18 protein-coding genes and 2 pseudogenes are annotated in these 17,640 nt (G+C 69.3%); 15 read left to right on the top strand and 5 right to left on the bottom strand.

What is annotated here, in order from left to right; translation table 11 throughout:
• Positions 1-80 precede the first annotated feature (80 nt).
• The 4 genes from AC5P1C_RS24435 (at position 81) to AC5P1C_RS24420 (ending at position 2,199) form a co-directional block, all read left to right on the top strand.
• Positions 81-527 (top strand): gas vesicle protein, encoded by a 447-nt coding sequence (locus tag AC5P1C_RS24435; protein WP_493868055.1) that lies wholly within the window; start codon positions 81-83, stop codon positions 525-527.
• Positions 527-1,438: a GvpL/GvpF family gas vesicle protein gene (locus AC5P1C_RS24430; protein ID WP_493868054.1), complete on the top strand. Its 912-nt coding sequence runs from the start codon at positions 527-529 to the stop codon at positions 1,436-1,438. The genes AC5P1C_RS24435 and AC5P1C_RS24430 overlap by 1 nt, the downstream gene beginning before the upstream one ends.
• Positions 1,428-1,634: a gas vesicle protein gene (locus AC5P1C_RS24425; protein ID WP_493868053.1), complete on the top strand. Its 207-nt coding sequence runs from the start codon at positions 1,428-1,430 to the stop codon at positions 1,632-1,634. The genes AC5P1C_RS24430 and AC5P1C_RS24425 overlap by 11 nt, the downstream gene beginning before the upstream one ends.
• A gap of 94 nt (positions 1,635-1,728) precedes the next feature.
• Positions 1,729-2,199, top strand: a complete 471-nt coding sequence (locus AC5P1C_RS24420) for a gas vesicle protein K (RefSeq protein ID WP_493868052.1) — start codon at positions 1,729-1,731, stop codon at positions 2,197-2,199.
• 40 nt (positions 2,200-2,239) lie between these two features.
• On the opposite strand, the gene AC5P1C_RS24415 is transcribed toward AC5P1C_RS24420, so the two are convergent.
• Positions 2,240-3,004, bottom strand: coding sequence for a CTP synthase C-terminal region-related (seleno)protein (locus tag AC5P1C_RS24415; protein ID WP_493868051.1), 765 nt, complete (start codon positions 3,002-3,004; stop codon positions 2,240-2,242).
• A gap of 76 nt (positions 3,005-3,080) precedes the next feature.
• On the opposite strand from AC5P1C_RS24415, the gene AC5P1C_RS24410 reads away from it, so the two are divergent.
• The 5 genes and pseudogenes from AC5P1C_RS24410 to AC5P1C_RS24390 form a co-directional block, all read left to right on the top strand.
• Entirely contained in the window at positions 3,081-3,962 is an 882-nt protein-coding gene (locus tag AC5P1C_RS24410; protein WP_493868050.1) for a LysR family transcriptional regulator, read from the top strand.
• 119 nt (positions 3,963-4,081) lie between these two features.
• Positions 4,082-6,151 (top strand): glycoside hydrolase, encoded by a 2,070-nt coding sequence (locus tag AC5P1C_RS24405; RefSeq protein WP_493868049.1) that lies wholly within the window; start codon positions 4,082-4,084, stop codon positions 6,149-6,151.
• A 72-nt stretch (positions 6,152-6,223) separates the two neighbouring features.
• Positions 6,224-6,802, top strand: coding sequence for a dihydrofolate reductase family protein (locus tag AC5P1C_RS24400; RefSeq protein WP_493868048.1), 579 nt, complete (start codon positions 6,224-6,226; stop codon positions 6,800-6,802).
• Positions 6,803-6,998: 196 nt separating this feature from the next.
• Positions 6,999-7,379, top strand: a pseudogene (locus tag AC5P1C_RS24395) (sugar nucleotide-binding protein); the annotation flags it as partial.
• Positions 7,380-7,561: 182 nt separating this feature from the next.
• Positions 7,562-7,696 (top strand): annotated as a pseudogene (locus AC5P1C_RS24390) (peptidase); the annotation flags it as partial.
• 39 nt (positions 7,697-7,735) lie between these two features.
• Here AC5P1C_RS24390 and AC5P1C_RS24385 read toward each other — a convergent pair.
• Entirely contained in the window at positions 7,736-8,383 is a 648-nt protein-coding gene (locus tag AC5P1C_RS24385) for a DUF4232 domain-containing protein (protein WP_493868047.1), read from the bottom strand.
• A gap of 232 nt (positions 8,384-8,615) precedes the next feature.
• Positions 8,616-9,212: a hypothetical protein gene (locus AC5P1C_RS24380; protein WP_493868046.1), complete on the bottom strand. Its 597-nt coding sequence runs from the start codon at positions 9,210-9,212 to the stop codon at positions 8,616-8,618.
• Between the two features lie 104 nt (positions 9,213-9,316).
• Between AC5P1C_RS24380 and AC5P1C_RS24375 the strand changes: the two genes are divergently transcribed.
• From AC5P1C_RS24375 to AC5P1C_RS24355, 5 genes are all read left to right on the top strand, one after another.
• The gene (locus tag AC5P1C_RS24375; RefSeq protein WP_493868045.1) at positions 9,317-9,778 is read left to right on the top strand and encodes an SRPBCC family protein; all 462 of its coding nucleotides are present in this window, start codon (positions 9,317-9,319) and stop codon (positions 9,776-9,778) included.
• Positions 9,779-9,899: 121 nt separating this feature from the next.
• A complete protein-coding gene (locus tag AC5P1C_RS24370; RefSeq protein WP_493868044.1) occupies positions 9,900-10,592 on the top strand; it encodes an HAD family hydrolase in 693 nt (230 codons plus the stop codon).
• A 50-nt stretch (positions 10,593-10,642) separates the two neighbouring features.
• Positions 10,643-11,167, top strand: coding sequence for an HAD domain-containing protein (locus tag AC5P1C_RS24365; RefSeq protein WP_493868112.1), 525 nt, complete (start codon positions 10,643-10,645; stop codon positions 11,165-11,167).
• A 263-nt stretch (positions 11,168-11,430) separates the two neighbouring features.
• Positions 11,431-12,570, top strand: coding sequence for an acyltransferase family protein (locus tag AC5P1C_RS24360; RefSeq protein ID WP_493868043.1), 1,140 nt, complete (start codon positions 11,431-11,433; stop codon positions 12,568-12,570).
• Between the two features lie 87 nt (positions 12,571-12,657).
• Complete coding sequence (locus tag AC5P1C_RS24355) at positions 12,658-13,251, top strand: TetR/AcrR family transcriptional regulator (RefSeq protein WP_493868042.1); 594 nt, start codon at positions 12,658-12,660, stop codon at positions 13,249-13,251.
• A 3-nt stretch (positions 13,252-13,254) separates the two neighbouring features.
• Here AC5P1C_RS24355 and AC5P1C_RS24350 read toward each other — a convergent pair whose 3' ends face one another.
• Positions 13,255-14,298 (bottom strand): SMP-30/gluconolactonase/LRE family protein, encoded by a 1,044-nt coding sequence (locus tag AC5P1C_RS24350; RefSeq protein ID WP_493868041.1) that lies wholly within the window; start codon positions 14,296-14,298, stop codon positions 13,255-13,257.
• A 130-nt stretch (positions 14,299-14,428) separates the two neighbouring features.
• The gene (locus tag AC5P1C_RS24345) at positions 14,429-15,490 is read right to left on the bottom strand and encodes an SDR family NAD(P)-dependent oxidoreductase (protein ID WP_493868040.1); all 1,062 of its coding nucleotides are present in this window, start codon (positions 15,488-15,490) and stop codon (positions 14,429-14,431) included.
• A gap of 176 nt (positions 15,491-15,666) precedes the next feature.
• Between AC5P1C_RS24345 and AC5P1C_RS24340 the strand changes: the two genes are divergently transcribed.
• Complete coding sequence (locus tag AC5P1C_RS24340) at positions 15,667-17,481, top strand: flavin-containing monooxygenase (protein ID WP_493868039.1); 1,815 nt, start codon at positions 15,667-15,669, stop codon at positions 17,479-17,481.
• Positions 17,482-17,640 lie beyond the last annotated feature (159 nt).

Genomic DNA, 17,640 nt, shown 5'->3' with positions numbered 1-17,640 from the left:
CGTGGCCTGGACCGCTGACGCCCTCGCCGCCGAGAACCCCACGAACGAGGCTGTGACACGAACGAGGCTGTGATTCGACAATGTCCGATTCCTTCGCCAACCGGATTGGCTCTACGTCCACGCCCTCTCCGTACGGTTCACAGGGCGGCTCCGCGAACCTTGCCGACATCCTGGAACGCGTACTCGACAAAGGCGTCGTCATCGCGGGCGACATCAAGATCAACCTCCTCGACATCGAACTCCTCACCATCAAACTGCGTCTGCTGGTGGCCTCCGTCGACAAGGCCAAGGAGATGGGCATCGACTGGTGGGAGCACGACCCGTCGCTCTCCTCACGCGCTCGCCCCGTCCAGGGCGCAGCGGAGACGCAGGAGACACGCGCCGTGCAGAAGTCGCAGGAGTCCGCCGAGATCGAGCGGCTGCGCGCCGAAGTGGCCGAGTTGAGAGCCGCGGCCGGCGGCGGTTCGGCGCAGGCGATCGACGCCGCCGGGACTGCGAAGTCCGCACGTGAAAGCGAGGCGGAATGATGACCACCGCTGACGGGCAGCTCCTGCCGGACGCCGACGAGGACCGTGCGCGGACCACGGACGGCGAGGAGACCGGGGACACCAGGGACACCGCTTCCCTGGTCTACGTCTACGCGGTCGCCCGAGACGGGTCACCGCTGGAGGACGCGGCAGCGACCTTGGGCGGCCTGGGCACACCGCCGCGGCTCCTGCGGCAGGGCGGCCTCGCGGCGCTGGTCGCCGATGTGCCCGCCGACCGGTTCAACACCGAGGCCCTCAAGGAGCAGATGGAGGATCTCGTCCGGCTGGAGGAGATCGCCCGCGGCCATCACCACACGGTCGAGGCCGCGCACCGGGTCGCCTCCGTCCTGCCCCTGCGCATGACCACGGTCTATCTCGACGAGGACCGAGTCCGCGCCATGCTGGCCGAGCGCGCCGAGCGCTTCTCCCGCGCGCTGGACCTGCTGGAGGGAAACATCGAGCTGGGGGTCAAGGTGTTCGCCGACCCGCAGTCCGCTCCTCCGGCACCCGAGCCCGACGAACAGCTCGCCACGGAAAGCCCCGGGCGTTCCTACATCCAACGGCGCCGGGCTCAGCGTCAGAACCAGCGCAGCGTCTACCGTGGTGCGGGCGCGGTCGTCGCCCACGCCGCGGAACGGGCGACGGGACTGGCGCGGGCCCGGGTGAGCCACCGACCCCAGCAGGGTCAACTGGCCACACGGCAGGGGGAGAACCTCTCCAACGATGCCTACCTCGTCCCCGCCGACCGGGCCGAGGCCTTCGCCCGGTCCGTCGAGCAGGTCGCCGAGGGCACGCCGGGCGTCAGCGTCGAGGTGACCGGCCCCTGGGTGCCTTACTCCTTCACCGAGTGGGCCGAGCGCGACATGGCGCAGGGGCAGGATGACGGGACGGGCCCCGGTCATGAGCGGTGATGTCACCTCGACCGGGTTCGACGACGAGCCGCCGGGACGGCAGGTGGCCCTCATCGACCTGCTGGACCGTCTGCTGACCGGCGGCGCCGTGCTCACCGGTGACCTGGTCCTGTCCGTGGCGGACGTCGACCTCGTACGCATCAACCTGCGCGCGGTCATCCACTCGATCACCCCGGACCATCCCGCTCCGTGGTGAGGGATGTCGCACGGCTCACCGCCGAGGACTCCACCGGACGGACGAAGAGAGCCTGGCCCGCCGACACGCGAGCCTCATAGACAGGAGGACGCCCATGTGTGCATCCCCTCGCCAGGACGGCATGCCCGCACCCGGACCACCCGCCTCCGCCTGCCAAGACGGCGTACGGGCCACGGACCTGACCCCGGACGCAGGCGCCGACCTCCACCAAGTGGCCCAGGCCGCAGCCAGTTCCTTCGGTCTCCTGCCGGCACATCAAGAGGACGAACCCGACCGCCGCAGCATCCCGGAACGTCTCAAGACCGACCCCGAGACAGTTGAGCGTGACCTCATCAAGCTCGTCCTCACCATCGTGGAACTGCTGCGCCAGCTCATGGAGCGGACGGCTCTGCATCGGGTAGACCAGGGGGGTTTGACGGAGCATCAGGAGGAGCGCGTAGGTATGACGCTGATGATTCTTGAGGAGCGCATGAGCGAGCTCTGCGATCGATACGGTCTGACCATGAAGGACCTCAATCTCGATCTCGGCCCCTTGGGTTCACTGCTCCCGCCCGGCTCTGATTGATCCGGGCCGCCGTCGGCATCGCCCCCACTTTCACTTCCGCTCATCGCGCTTCCACCGCCTGCCGCGTCTTCGCCGCATGCCGCAGCGCGGCCTGTGCGAACCCGGTGATCAGCGGGTGGGGGCGGGTCCCGTCGCCGTGCAGTTCGGGCTGGAACAAGGTGGCCAGGAAGAAGGGATGGCCGGGCAGTTCGGCGACGCGGATGTCGCCGCTCTCGTCGGTGCCGGTGAAGTTCAGCCCGGCAGCGCGCAGCTTCTCCACATGGGCGGGGTTCGGACCGTAGTTGCAGTGGTAGCGCTCCACTGTCCGCTGGGCGCCGATGAGTTGGGCCGTCCGTGAGTCCGCCGTGAGGACGATCGCACCCTCGTGACCGACCAGAGAACAGGCGAGCGGGGTGATCACCTCGTCCACGGCCCGGCCTCCGCCGTCTTCGGTGTCTCTGGTGTCTCCGGTCTTCGGGGTGTTCTCGGCATGCACGGCATCGCCGAGCCCGCACACGGACCGTGCGTACTCCAGAAGCATGTACTGGAAGCCACCACACGTCCCCAAGAAGGGGATGCCTTGTTCCCGGGCCGTGCGGATCGCGGCGAGCGCTCCGGCCTCGCTGCGATAGGGACTGCCGGGCAGGACCCAGACGGCGTCGAAGCCGTCGACCCCCGCCTGGGCCTCGTGGGTGGGGATCCAGTACGCGTCCAGGTCGAGGCCCTCGCGGGCACGAAGGGCCTCCAGGAGGGTGGGAACGCGCGTGTGGGAGCGGACATGGTCGGAACGGTCTGCGACCAGTGCGATGCGTGCGGCAGGACTCATGCGTCCATCGTCGGGGCCGCCACCACATCACGTCCAACGATGATTGATGCACGCTGCATTAGCGATACTGATGCACATGGATCCACACCTTCTGCGGACCTTCGTCGCCGTCGTCGACAACCGCTCCTTCTCCGCCGCCGCCCAGGAGTTGGGGTACACCCAGTCCGCTGTCTCGCAGCACATCGCCGCGCTCGAAGCGGACCTCGGCGCCCAGCTCGTGGAACGCAGGCCGGTGGGGCCCACCGGGGCGGGCGAGCGCCTCATGGAGCATGTCCGGCCCCTGCTGCTGCGCCTGGATGCGGCCCGTGCCGACATCGCCCGTCTCCACGCAACGCCCTCCACGCGACTCACCATCGCCGCAAGCCCCCTCGCGCTGACACCCGCCCTCGCCCACGCGCTCGCCCGAACCCGCCGTCACTCCCCCCGCCTTGCGGTGTCACTCCACATACTCGGGCGCGAGGAAGTGGTGGCGGCCGTGATGGCCGGAGACGCGGACCTCGCTCTGGTGGACGGGGCGGCCGCACCCACCGACCCGCTGCCGCTGATCGACCCCGGTCCGCTGACCACCACGGCCATCGCGCAACAGCCCCTGGCCGTAGTGCTCCCGGCCGACCACCCTCTGGCAGACCGGCAATCCCTCCAACTGCCGGATCTCACCGACGCGCGCTGGCTGGACGCACCCGATACCGCCATCCCGCTGCTCCAACTCCGCGCAGCCGCCCGCACCGACGGCTTCCGCCCCCAAGTCGCCTGCCACGGAACGGACATCAGAGGCGTGGGGACCCTCGTCGCCGGCGGGCACGGGCTGGCGGTACTCCCTCGCACGGCGGCCGCCGAAGTGCCGGGAACGGCAGCCGTTCCCCTCTCCGCACCCCGCCTCGTCCACCGCACCGAAGCCCTGCACCCCACCAACCCGGCCGCCCCCGTCGCCGAACTCGTCACCCTCCTCGGGAGATGACCGGCCACACCTGCCGAGCGGCGCACAAGCCCCGCGGACGCCGGGGTGCTCGCCCCCCGCCCGCCCACACCGAAGCGCCCGGAGGCGGGGCTCTTAGAATCTTCTTACGCTCACCCCCGATGCTCACGCCCGTGAACTACGTGAAGAGCCACAGCAATCAGGCGCAGAGGGCCCGGCACGGTGACCTCGCGGGCGCACGGCGCCGGCGCCGCATTCGTACGTACGGCATCAGCGTGGCCGTCGCGTTGACCGCCACCACGGCGTCGGTCGGCTACCTGGCGATGGCCGGGCCGCCGCGGGGCGGCAGTGAGACGGCCGGGCCGCCCCAGGTGCACGGCAGCACGGTCGACTTCCCCGTGCGCGGCGGCACAGCACGCGTGGACACCGGGTCGCTGCGCGTCACGGGACACACCGACGACGGAGCGATGCTCCCGGTGTCCGGCGCGGCGGGACAGCAGCTGGGCAGGCCCGGCACGGTGACCGTGCACGGCGACACGGCCCGCTGGTCGTACCCCGGCAAGAAGCTCACCGTCACGGCGGAAAGCGATCGCGGGCGGCTGCGCATGACGGTCCACTCCGAGGCCGACCAGAACCTGTCCTGGCCCAGGACCGCGCCCAGCGCAGACGGGGCCCTGCAGATCCCGCGCGGCGAGGGCCTACGCGTCCCGGTGAGGGACACCTTCTGGAACTCCGGCGAAGCCGGGCTGCAGGACACCGAGGCAGAACTGGCGGGCGGCCTCACGCTTCCGGCCTGGGGCTACACCCAGGGCAAGCACGGTGTCAGCTACATCGTGCCGGAGGAGGTCGGCACCTCGCTGGGCTTCTCCTCGAAGGACGGCCGGATCGCCTCCACGGCGCGGCACGAGTTCTCGCAGCGCGAGCAGACCCGCGACTACACGGTCCACTTCTCCCTCACGGACTCCTCCCCGGTCTCCTCCGCCACCGGCTACCGCGACTATCTCGACGAACACGGCAAGACGCGCTCCCTGAAGCAGAAGATCCGGGAGAACCCCGAGGTCGAGCGGCTGCTCGGGGCCGTGCACGCCTATGCCTGGGGCGAGGCCCGTACGGCGAAGGGCGTGAACGAGCTGCGCAAGCTCGGCGTCTCCCGACTCTGGCTCGGTTACGACGCCGACGAGCAGCCGATGGACCAGCAGGCCGTGCGCGCAGCGCAACGGAACGGCTACGTGGTCGGCCCGTACGACTCCTACGCCAACGGCCAGCCCTCTGCGAGTGCCGACAACCCCTCCTCGAAGTGGCCCGGCACGGTCTACCCCGACTTCTGCATACGGAGTTGGAAGGGCGAGGTCAAGGAGGGCTTCGGTGGCCGCGGCTGCTATCTCAGCTCCCAGGCGTTCAAGCAGGCCGAGTCCAGCAAGCACTACCTGGACGACCGGGCGAAGCGGATGACGGCCAATGGTGCCGACAGCTACTTCCTGGATGTCGACGCGGCGGGCGAGCTGTTCACCGACAGCAGCAAGGGCCATCGCATGAACAAGAAACAAGACCGCGCCAACCGCCTGGAGCGCATGCGGGGGCTCGCCTCGGACGACAAGTTCGTCCTCGGCTCCGAGTCCGCGGGTGCCTGGGCCGCCCCCGTGCTCTCCTTCAACCACGGCGGGCAGACGCCGGTCGCGGACGGCCTGTGGAAGCTGGAGAACGACAAGGCGACGTGGGGCGGCTACGCGCCCCAGGGCGAGCCGGCGTTCTTCTTCAAGCAGGTCAGGCTGCCGTCCGCGCTGGCGAAGGCCATGTACGACCCGCGCTACCGGATCCCCCTGTACGAAACGGCACTGCACGGCTCCGTCATCAACACCGACCGCTGGGAAATGCCGTACAACAAGCTCACGGACCAGAAGACCGACCGGGCCCTGATGTCCGCCCTCTACAACACTCCGCTCAATTTCACGCTGGGGGACAAGAACCCGAAGTCCACGGGCCAGGAGATGGCGGCGCTCCAGCGCTACTTCGAGCCGCTGCACAAGGCCGCCGGCACCGAACGGATGACCAGCTACGAACGGCTCACCGAGGACGGAACAGTGCAGCGATCGGAGTTCGGCGAGGGGAAGCTGACCGTGACCGCCAACTTCGGCCAGAAGGAGTACGGCTCACTGCCTGGCAGCTGTGTGGATGCCAAGCTCGACGGCACGGCGAAGCCTAAGCGCCTGTGCCCGGCGAAGCTGCCCTGAGCGGCGATGAGTATCGCCGCGGGCTCCAGTCTGTAGTTCCGTACGCGCTCAACCGCACCCGAGGAGAGCATCATGACCGTCACGTACACGTTCGACGTCTTCTCCAGCCTCGACGGCTTCGGCGCCGCCAGCGGCGGCTGGACCGGCTACTGGGGCAAGCAGGGCCCCGAGCTCCTCGACCACCGCCTCGCCCTCTACGGCGAGGAACAGCGGATGGTCTTCGGGGCCAACACATACCGGGCGTTCGCGCAGATGCTGGCATCGAGCACCGAGGATTCCGATGTGCGCGACCCATGGGTCACGCGGATGAGGAACCTGCCGGCAACGGTGGTGTCGAGCACCCTGGAAGGACCACTCGACTGGCCGGATGCGAGCGTCGCGAGCGGTGACGCGGTCGACGTCGTCGCCCGGCTCAAGAAGGAGTCCCCGGTCCCGCTGCGCTCGCACGGCAGCCTGTCGATGAACCGTTCGCTGATGGCCGCCGGTCTGGTCGACCGCGTCCAGGTGACACTCTTCCCGGTGATCACCGGCCAGACCGGTCTTGACCCGATCTTCCGGGGTGCGGCCGACTTCGACCTCGAACTGATCGAGCACCGCACGCTCGACGGCCACACCCAGGAGCTCATCTACCGGCCGACCCTGCATGCCTGACGCGTTCCCCCTGCCCGCCCCCGTCGAGCGGCCGGACATGAACCGACGTCGAGACGGCGCCGTGCGCGCAGGCCGCACGGCATCGTGTGTCGGCTCATGACGTTGCTCGTCATCGGGGCCGGCGGATTCCTCGGCGGGGAACTTGCACGGCAGGCGAGAGCTTCCGGGCACGCTGTTGCCGGGACCTTCGTGAGGCGGCGGTTCCGAGCACGAGAAGCTCGTCCATCAGCTGGCCGATGGGCGCAGGGAGGGCGCCCTGTTCACCGACGACGTCCGCTGCCCGGTGCATGTGTCGGACCTCGCCGCGGCGATTCTGGAACTCGCGTCCTCCGATCGCGCCGGAATCCATCACATCGCAGGGCGGGACGCGGTGAGCCGTCACGAACTCGGCCTCCTGATCGCTCGCCGCGACGGCCTCGCCCCCTCCACGCTGCCCGCGAGACGACGGGCAGACACGGGCGCCGCCCCTGGTCCCCTGGACGTGCGCCTGGACTGCTCTGCAACTCAAGGCGTCCTCCGCACCAGGGTGCGAGGGGCCTGCGAGTTCCTGTCGGGCCTGGGTGCGGGCACGGCCTGACGAAGAAGGGCTGAAACCCGCTCAACTCGCCTGGCTGCAAGCAACCTTCACATCTGCCCGCCTGGTCCCTCGTGGCAATGGCCGTCGGTCGATCACAGCGACGATCCGCACCGACGCCCCCATCGACGAAACGGACCGCAGATGTCAGTAGGAACCGCCCTGTTGGGCACGACCGCGTTGGCGGCAGCGGCATCCTCGGCTCCACCACCGAGGCGGTGACGACCGAGGACGGGCGTCACTCGCTGGCCTTCAACTTCAACGGCGACTGGACGGGTGACAGCAACGCGGTGCTCGAGGCGGAGTTCTGCGGACCCTGACAGGGATCCTCGTCTCCGGGACGAGAGGCCGGGGGCCGGCTACTGCTTGCCGGTGCCGACGGGGTCTACCGTGACGGTCCCCACGGCCTTGTCGGTGACGGGGAGGTTGAGCGAGACCGGCAGGGTCTTGGAGTGCGTCTCGTTGGGCGGAGTGACGACGATGCTGGTGATGTCCAGGCCCGAGCCGCCGCTGTCGTTGCGCGGGGTGTGGAGGGTGAAGCGGGTCGTCTCGCCGGACTTGAGGGCGACGGCCGGGGCGGCGAGCTTGCTGCGCTCGGCGCTGAGACCTCCGGGGCCGCTGTCGGCCTTGAGGTCGACTCCGGGGAAGCCCTTGAGTGAACAGGCGTCGCCACCAGTGTTCTTGAGGCTGACCATGAGATCGCCCTCGCCCATGCCGTGGGCGGTGCTGAACTCGAGGTTCGCCGTCTTGCAGAGGCCGGTGGTGATCTGCCCGCCCCCGCTGCCCTGGTCGGACTCGTCCGCGTTCGAGGCGTCGCCGGTGTGCGTGGGGTTCTCGTCGGATGCGCCGCTGCCGCCGGAGGTCTCGGCCGAGGACGAGGACGAGGACGAGGAGGAGGCCTCGGAGCCGTTCCCGCTCGCGGCTGAGTCCTCGTCCCCTTGGCAGGCGGTGAGTGAGAGACCCGCGGTGAGGGCCAGGGCAACGAGGGTGATCTTCTTGGCGCGCATCGTTTCTTCTTCCTTGCGGTGGTGCCGTCTACTCGGTACGAGCGAGCGTTACTGATCACCAAGACCCACCCGGTTCAGGAATCGTTCCGCCCGGCCTCCCTCTAATACATGCCTGTTACACACGCTACGGCACGGGCATCGCCCCGGGCGTCGAGGCGGGCAGACGGCACCAGGGCTCGGGAAGCGAGCCGTCGACAGGGCCGCGCTGAGCGGCCTCATGCCCGAGGGCTCCTCAGTCGAGGAAGTTCTTCCAGAAGGCGACGGTCGCCTTCGGGTTCCCAAGGGCGTCATCGGCGGCCTCTCGGAACTCGCGATCGATGTAGTCGGCCAGGTCCTGGCCGTAGCAGATGATGTCGGTGCCCCACATCGAGAGAACCGGGTGCCCGTGAGTGCCACGCCCGGCAGGAACGAAACGGTGCGCGTAGATGGGCACCAGCTTCGGCACCTCGGCGAGTTCCCGTTCGGCCACCTTCACCGCGGCCGACTCACCTGCTGGACGTTGCCCCCAGGACTGCTCCCACCAACCGATCCTTACGGCGTCCAGCACACCCCGGACGGGCCACTCAAGGCGGTACCGAAGATCCTCGGAATCAGCGTGACGCCAGTCCGGCCACGGCTGTTCCCAGGTTGCTCCCTCTTCCGGCGGCGAGGCCACGGGCAAACCGGCCGCCAGGAAGGCGCGGTGGTCGGCGGAGAACTCGAAGCCGAACATCGCCTCGACGTGCCTCAACTCGGCCTCGCTCAGGCCTTGTTCCATCTCGCAGCAATCAGCCAGCGCGAGGCGATGCGCGGCCTCAGTACCCAGTCGAAACCCGCCCCTGTCGATCACGCCCACACCGTACACACGTTCCGCTACCCGGCCTCGGTCTCCGCCCATGGAGATCGCGGTCTCCCGCTGGTCCCGGGATCCGTCATCGTGCGAGGGTGGCCCACATGACGACAGAGCGATTCGAAGTGCGGCGTCAGATTGCCGCGCCCCCGGAGAAGATCTTCGCGTTGCTGTGCGACCCCGCCGGACACGTGGCGATCGACAGTTCAGGCATGCTGCAGTCCGCCGAAGGCAAACCCGCGAGCGGAGCCGGTGACGAGTTCGTCGTCCACATGGACCGTGAGGCGTTGAACGACTACCCGTTGGGCAAGTACGACGTCACCGTGATCATCACGAAGTTCGAGCAGGACACTCTGATCGAATGGACCATCTCAGGCCAGATACAGCCGCCCATCCGGCACCTCTACGGCTACCGGCTCGAGCCCAGCGAGAGCGGCACCCTGACCACCTCGTACTACGACTGGAGCCAGATCGAGGAGCGGTACCGGGAAGCGGGCATCTTCCCGGTCATCCCCGAGGCGGGCCTGCGCGCGACCCTCGGGATTCTGGCGCGCAACGTCGAATAGCGGTGTCCGCGCCTCGTCTCCTCGAATGACTCAGCCGTGCAGGCCGTCGACGATCAACCATCCGGCACCTGAGACGTCTCCCGCAGCCCGCCCGCTCAGGGCCTGATGGCAGGATCGAAGCGTGACCAGTGAACCCGGCCAGAGCGGCACGACCAGGTACGTTCTGTTTGATGTTGACGGCACGTTGATCGACGCCGTGGACAATCAGCGCCGGATCTGGCGAACGTGGGCAGAGCGATACGGACTTGACCCCGACGAGGTCTACCGAGTGGCGCTGCGGACGAGGCCGATGGAGACCTTCGCGCAGGTTGCCCCGGACCGGGCGCCCGACGAGTGCCTTGCCGCACTGCACGAACTGGAGGACGAGGACGTCCGCTCCGGCGCCTATACGGCCTTCGGCGGCGCCTCGGAGCTGCTCAGTGCTCTGCGGCCCGGCTCCTGGGCACTGGTGACGTCGAACTATGAGCACCGGGTGCGTGGACGCTTCGCACGGACGGGCTTGCCGGTCCCGGAGGTCCTCGTGGACGCGGCCGCCGTGGTGGAAGGCAAGCCGTCGCCCATGCCGTATCTGCAGGCAGCCGCGCGTCTTGGTGCCAGGCCGGCGGACTGTCTGGTCATCGAGGACGCTCCTTCCGGGGTGGAGTCCGGACTGCGTGCCGGGATGACGGTGTGGGGTGTCAACGCCCCTACGGCGGTGGACGGCGTGCATCGTCACTTCGGCAGCCTGCGCGAAGCGGTCCCCGATGTCCTTGCCTTCGTCTCAGGACCCCGCTCTCCTGGGCTGGAGGGTTCAGCCGCGCTGGAAGGATCCTGAGGTGGCTCGTGTGACGATCATCGGCCTGCGGCCGCTAGCGTGCAGGCGTGATCAGTTCTGCGCTGCCCCTTCTCTTTCTTGATGTCGATGGGCCTCTCATCCCCTTCGGAGCGACCCGGGAGCAGCTTCCGCACGGGTACCCGACGTACGAGGCCGCGCCGTACGTGCCACGAGCAGCGGGCGCGAATCCACTGATTCCTCGGATCAACCCTGCACACGGGCCCCGCCTGATGTCGCTGCCGTGCGAACTGGTGTGGGCCACGACATGGATGTCCGACGCCAACGAATGCGTCGCGCCATGGCTGGGTCTGCCGGAACTGCCCGTGGTGACCTGGCCGGAGCCGTCCGCCGGGGATGAGCGGTGCGGGCTCCACTGGAAGACCCGTGCCCTTGTCGGCTGGGCAGCCGGCCGCCCGTTCGCCTGGGTCGACGACGAGATCACCGATGCCGACCAGGCCTGGGTGGAAGCGCACCACACCGGACGAGCCCTGCTGCGTCGAGTCGATGCGGCACGAGGCATCACGGACGAGGACTTCACCGTCCTCGAGAACTGGCTGCGGCGCCACATCCGCTGATCATCCAACGCCCATTCTCGAACTCCGCGTCCCCCAGCTGTCGATTGCCCGGATGCCATCGCATTCGCATATTGCCGTACCCATCGGATGAGTGAAATTTTCCGGCAATAGGGGCGACTCGCGCGAATGTGCTGTCTCGACCGCCGCGCCTGGTGCTGTCGTCCCTCATCTGTTCCCCGCCGCAAGGCCGTCGCGACACGCGATAGAAGATGAGAGGCCGACGCCCAGTCATGCGCAGCAGCAATCGGCATTACCTCGTGTCCGTGGATCACTTGCGTGCCTACGCTGCCGTGCTGGTGCTCCTCTGCCACGGCACGCACATCATCTCTCCGCACCTCAGGGAGATCCCGAACAGCGATCCGCACGGCTGGATGTATACGGAGAATCCGCTGGGCACTCTGGTGTTGGAAGGTCACACCGGAGTGGCCCTCTTCATGGTCCTGTCCGGGTTCATCTTCACGATCGGCACGCTGGGCAAGGACATTCACTACGGCCGGTTCCTGAGCAATCGGATGCTGCGGATCTTCCCGCTCTATCTGGCATTGATCATCCTGGGCGTCGGCGCGCACAAGCAGGGTGCGGGCCTGTTGGCCGTGCTCCAGTCCCTGGCCGGTCTCGGAAATCTTCCCGGCTCACTCAGTCTCGGGGCCGTGTCGAGCATGTGGTGGGCGATCGCGGTCGAGCTGCAGTTCTATCTGCTCTTCCCGCTGTTCAGCAGGATCCTCACCAAGCACGGCCCTCTGGCGCTGTTCAAGATCCTGGCCGCCGTCGCCGTGATCCGAGCCCTGGTGTGGGCCTCGGCCGGCGGCGGCATCAACGTGAACTCGATGCTCTACTACAGCCTCGCCGGCAGACTCGACCAGTTCCTGATGGGCATGGTGGCCGCCTGGTTCTTCGTGCATCACCGGGAGCGGTTCCAGGGGCTCCTGAAGGTTGGCATCGCAACAGCCGTGACCACAGGCGCGATTTGGGCCTTCAACCAGACTCACGCCTTCCACGAAAGGCGCGCCACCCGTCTGCCCTGGGTCGACGTCGAAGGAGTCCTCTGGGCCCTGGTGGTGCTGACGTACGTGGCCACCTTCTCCTCAACAGGGCTCGTGTCGAGGGGTATCGCCAAAGTCGGCGAAATGAGCTTCTCCGTCTATCTGCTCCACTACATGGTCGTCACCATGGTCGTCTCGCGCCGATGGTGGATCGAGCCGACGGGGCGCCCGGTGGTGGATGCCTTCGTCACCGCGACGGCGGTGGTTCTGCCCATCACGCTGACCGCGGCCATTGTCACGTTCCATGGAATTGAACGTCCTTTCCTCCGCTGGCGCCGCGCCTACCTCCTCACACCGGACCAGCCCAAGCCCGCCGCACTCCCCCCTGCGCCGAAGGCCACGCTCGTATCGCCCAGGTAGAGCCATGGGCCCTCTTGCTTCCGGCCGAGCCTCGTCGCAGGGGCCGGGCTGCCGAGTCGGACAGAGTGGTCGTACTACCCTTCGAGCGTGACGAACCACCCCACCGAGCCCAAGGGCCCTCGGCCGGCCAACCAGGGGCGGCGGGTCGCGGCCCGCAACCGTGCCGCCCTCATCGCCGCCGCCCGCGAGGTGTTCGCCGAGCAGGGGCTGGACGCACCGCTGTCGGCCGTCGCCCGCCGCGCCGGCGTGGGACAGGGCAGCCTCTACCGGCACTTCGCCGACAGCTTCGCGCTGGCCTCCGCCGTCCTGGACGAGAACGTCCAGCAGATCGAACGGGCCGCGGACGAACCCGAGGCGAGCCTTTCGAGCGTCCTGGGGGTGGTCACCTGGCACATGACCCGCTCGACCGCGTTCGTCGACCTGCTGCGCATACGGGGCGCACGGGGCGACGGCGAGCAGGCCCGTGCGCTGGCCGGCCGCGTCCACAGCGTCCTGTCCCGGTGCCTGCCCGCCGGCCACCGGCTGTCCGCCGACGACGCCATGCTCGCCGTCGCGATGGTCTCCGGGGCCGTCACCGGACCCACCCCCGCGGAACGGGAACGTCGCGCCCTGGACGCCTGGCACCTGCTCGCAATCGACGTGGGGGCGTTGCGGCCCGTAGAACCCGGCGTGGACGTGTGACCGTCAGCCGCCGTTGGACTGGCGGATGCCCTCGCCGAGCGCGGTGAACCGGAAGACGTACCCGCCGTCGGGGCCGCTCACGGTCATGTACGCCTTCCTGCCGCCCGGGGTGATCGCGACGTTGGTCGCCGACTCCAGCCCCTCGGCGGCCTCGGCGGGGACCTCGACGGTGGCGAGGCGTTCCCCGTCCGGGCTGTAGACGGCCATGGCCGGTCGGCCGTGCAGCGCCTGGTAGAGGTTGCCGTCGGCGTCCACGGCGATGGAGTCGGTCTGGGCCACGCCCGCGTCGACGTGGATGGCCTCGTGCTGCGAGGTGACAGCCTTCTTGTCGGCGTCCAGCAGCAGGTAGGAGACGGTGTTCTCGGCCAGCTCGCTGATCCACAGGCCGCGCAGCTTCGGGTCGAACATCACCCCGTTGGGGTGCGCGAGCCCGTCGGCCAGGACAGTGGTCTTCTTTCCGTCGCGGTCGATGCGGACGATGCGGCCCGTGGCCTCGCCCGGCTTCATGCCGTGCAGGTCGCTGACGTACAGATTGCCCTGGTCGTCGAAGGCGATGTCGTCGAGGTTCATGGCAGACCCCTCGACCTCACCGGTGAAGAACCTACGCGGATTTGAGCCGTCCGGCTCGGTGCTGACGACGGATCCGGTGTAGTCGGTGAGGTAGAGGCGGCCGTCGTACGGGCTGATCTGCGCGGAGGTGTAGGCGCCGGTCTTGTCGGTGTAGACGCCCTTGTGCTCTCCGGTGGCCAGGTCGACGGAGATGACCTTCGGCTCGCCCGGGGGCGCGGTGACGTCCACGACGTACAGGTCGCCGTCCTCGTCCAGGACCGGGCCCTCCAACAGGGTCCTGCCCGTGGTCTCGTGCGGGTCGGTCACGTGCGCGATCTGGGTGGCGCGGATGGTCCTGCCCTCGCCGGACGACGTGGCGCGCGCGGCCGGGCCGGCAGAGGTCTGGGTGCCGCATCCGGTCAAGGCCAGCAGGGCTCCCGCGGCCAGCAGCGCCAGGGCGGCGCGGGGGCGACGGTGGAGTATGCGGTGAGCTGTCATGCGGTGGGGGTGCTCCTTCTTGTCGTCCTGGTGGCCCGGACGTGGTGGCGTGCAGGAGAGTCGGCATTGCCGTCGGGAGTGGTCGGCGTGGGCGGCGGATCAGCTCAGGCGTCGGCGCCGGACGGGTGTGTCAGGCGACCGACCAGCCGCCGTCGGAGGGCAGGACGGCGCCGTTGATGTTCACGGCGTCCTTGCTGAGCAGGAACGTGATCGAGGCGGCCAGCTCCTCGGCCATGGCGAGGCCCGGGATCGCCACGCGCATCTTCGCCGTGCGGGCCGAGCCGTACGGTGCGGCGGCAGGCACCGGGATACCGGTCGCGACAGCGCCGGGGGCAACTGCGTTGACCTGTACGCCCGTTCCCGCGTACTGATAGGCCGACGACATCGTCAGTCCGACGAGGGCGTGCTTCGAGGTCGTGTAGGCGGCACCGGCGGCCGAGCCGCGCAGGGCCGCCTCGGAGACGATGTTGACGATCCGTCCGCCGCCCGCGGCGAGCATGCCGGGCACGACGGCGCGCATCAGGCGCATCGGTCCTTCGACGTTGATGCGCAGGACGCGTTCCCAGGTCGTGTCGTCGACTTCGTGCACGGCCGCGTCGTTGTCCATCACGCCCGCGACGTTCGCCAGGGCGTCCACACGGCCGCCCGCGGCGGCCAGGACCGCGTCGGCGGATGCGGGTGCGGTGATGTCCACGCCGACGGGCACGAGTGCCTCGCCCAGGTCGGCGGCCAGGGCCGTGAGGCCGTCGGCGGAGATGTCGACGGCGATCACGCGGCCGCCCTCGCGCACGATGCGGGAGGCAACGGCCTTGCCGATGCCGGAGGCGGCTCCGGTGACGACGACGCTCTGGCCTCCGAAGCGGCCGGGCGTGACCTGCTCGGTCCACGGCTCCGGGGTGCCGAGCTCGATGCCCGGGTCGGGCTCAACGGCCGTGGCAGCCACGGGCGGAGGCGCGCTCGGCAGTCCCTCGGGTATCTGTCCGGTCTCGGCCGCGGTGACCAGTGCGTCGACGAGCTCCGGAGGGAACTTCCCCCCGGACATCCGCACGAGCTGCTCCAGCGGCAGTCCGAGGGCGGGGGCGAGGGCCTCTTCGCTCTGGCCCTGCGAGGCCAGCAGACCGCGCAGGACCTGTCCGGCGGCGGGTTCCGCCAGCCAGTCGCGCAGCGGGGAGGCGGGGGTGACGTTCGGCATCGCAGGCCTTTCGTGTCGGAGCGCTCGGGCGGGCCTCGGGGATCGGGCCCCAACCGGACAACGCTGTCCGGTTCTTGGGTTACGGTACCCGTGACCGCCCAGGGCGCCCCGGCGAGGGCACTGATCCCGCCCGCGCGGCGCCCGACACACCTCCCCCCACGAGAGGACCTCGCACCATGCCCCTGCCGCAGTGCGCCACTCAGCCCACCCCGCAGGAGATCGTCGCCCTGCGCGAGCGCTACCGCCTCGAGCGGGAGCGACGCGTACGCCCCGAGGGTCCGGGCCAGTACCGGCCCGCAGAGGCGGAGTTCGGCTACTTCGCCGCCGACCCGTACATCGACGAGGTGGCGCCCCGAGAGCCACTGCACGACGCGGTGGACGTCGCGATCGTCGGTGGCGGGTTCGGCGGCATCCTGGCGGCCGCGCGCCTGCGCCGACAGGGCGTGGCCCGGGTGCGAGTCATCGACAAGGGCGGCGACTTCGGCGGCACCTGGTACTGGAACCGCTACCCCGGAATCCACTGCGACATCGAGTCACACGTCTACCTGCCCCTCCTGGACGAGACCGGTTACGTGCCCGAGTGGAAGTACGCCCCGGGCGAGGAGATCCGCCGGCACGCGGTGCGGATCGCCGAGCAGTTCGGCCTGTACGAGCAGGCCCTGTTCTCCACCTCCGTCACCTCCCTGACCTGGGACCAGGAGGTCGAGCAGTGGGTGGTCGGCACGGATCGGGGCGACGCGTTCCGGGCCACGTACGTCATCACCGCCACCGGCACCCTCTCGGAGCCCAAACTGCCCGGCATCCCCGGCATCGAGGACTACCGGGGCCACACCTTCCACACCTCGCGCTGGGACTACGGGTACACCGGCGGCAGTCCCGAGGGCGGCATGACGGGCCTCGCGGGCAAGCGAGTCGGCGTCGTGGGCACCGGCGCCACCGGCGTACAGGTCATCCCGAAGCTGGCCGAGGACGCCGGTCACCTCTACGTCTTCCAGCGCACCCCATCTGCCGTGGACGTGCGTGGCCAGCAGCGCATGACACCGCAGCAGGTCGGCGCGGACCGGCCGGGCTGGGCCGGCGAGCGCCGCGAGAACTTCCTGCGGATCTGCTCCGGAGAGGACGCCGAGCAAGACCTGGTCGCGGATGGTTGGACGGCGTCGGCCGGCCTCCTGGAGAAGCTCCTGCCCAGCTTCCGCCGACAGGGTGAGCCGGACTTCGAGGCCGCCTACGAGGTCGCCGACCACGCGACGATGAACAGCATCCGTGCGCGCGTCGCCGCCGAAGTCACCGACGCCGCCACCGCCGCGGCCCTCAAGCCCTGGTACCGGTACGCGTGCAAGCGCCCCACGTTCTCCGACACGTACCTGACCGCGTTCAACCGCGACAACGTCACCCTGGTGGACACGGCCGAGACCCACGGCATCGAGCGCATGACCGAGCGCGGAGTCGTCGTGGGCGGAGTGGAATACGCGGTCGACTGCCTGGTCTTCGCCACCGGGTTCTCCGTGGGCCTCTCCGGCATCACCTCCGGAAAGCTGCCCGTGACCGGCCGCGACGGCGCCCAGCTCCTGGCCACGTCGGCCCGGCGAGGCCCGCGCACCCTGCACGGCTTCACCAGCAGCGGGTTCCCGAACCTGATCCGGATGGGCTCACTGCAGAACGCGAGCAGCGTGAACTTCACGCACATCCTGGACGAGCAGGCCGTGCATGCCGCCGCCCTCATCGCCGCCGCCGAGGCGAAAGGCGCCCTGGTGGAGCCCGCCCCCGCGGCCGAGGACGCCTGGGTCGGCGTCTGCGCGCAGGGCGCCCCCGACCACGCGTGGTTCCACGCCGAATGCACCCCCGGCTACTACAACGGCGAGGGCCGCGGACGCCCGAACGGCCCCACGGCCTACCCGCACGGCGCCGTCGCCTTCCACGAGCTGCTGCGCCGCTGGCGCGAGGAGAACATGGGCGAGGCCCTCCGGGCCAGGACCGCCGGCCCGGTCTGAGTTCCCTGCGTTTGCCGGTCACTGTTGATCAGCCTAATTTTGCGGCGACACAGCTTTTTCTCAGGCACGAGGAGAAAAGCTTCATGGCGAAAGGCCTGCCGCACAGAACGCCACGACGTCCTCGCGGACCGGAGACGGAATCGGCGCGCACATCCCATC

The organism is Streptomyces sp. A18 (assembly GCF_059026065.1).
The sequence above is the reverse complement of the archived record's forward strand: the minus strand, read 5'-3'. Positions and strand labels throughout refer to the sequence as shown.